Origin of the sequence: Shewanella electrica, from assembly GCF_022321485.1 — a bacterium.
Classification (GTDB): Bacteria; Pseudomonadota; Gammaproteobacteria; order Enterobacterales; family Shewanellaceae; genus Shewanella; species Shewanella electrica.
This window is the reverse complement of record NZ_JAKOGG010000698.1, coordinates 1-241: the sequence shown is the minus strand read 5'-3', so window position 1 is coordinate 241 and position 241 is coordinate 1. Positions and strand designations below refer to the sequence as shown.

Genomic DNA, 241 nt, shown 5'->3' with positions numbered 1-241 from the left:
GGCGAGTGATTATTCGCAAAAGAGCATAGTGATACAGTTTATCGGAGTCGTCGAGCTTCTCTTTCAGTCTCCAAAAGGATCAGAATATCTCCCTCTCTGACGGGTCCCTTGACGTTTCTGATGATGGATCGTTGGGTATCCAAGAATTCGACTCTAACTTGAGTAACTCCTCCTCTGGATCCAGTTCGTCCGAGGCACTTAACGACCTTAGCTCGCTTGGGTTGAGTATCCATTACGTCTC

General features: G+C 47.3%; 1 protein-coding gene. It reads right to left on the bottom strand.

What is annotated here, in order from left to right:
- Positions 1–38: 38 nt before the first annotated feature.
- Positions 39–233 (bottom strand): eS28 family ribosomal protein, encoded by a 195-nt coding sequence (locus L9G74_RS23360; RefSeq protein WP_369123403.1) that lies wholly within the window; start codon positions 231–233, stop codon positions 39–41.
- Positions 234–241: the final 8 nt, after the last annotated feature.

Excerpts from the sequence above, each read along its gene's own strand:
- L9G74_RS23360 (WP_369123403.1), bottom strand. The coding sequence starts at position 233 with ATGGATACTCAACCCAAGCGAGCTAAGGTCGTTAAGTGCCTCGGACGA.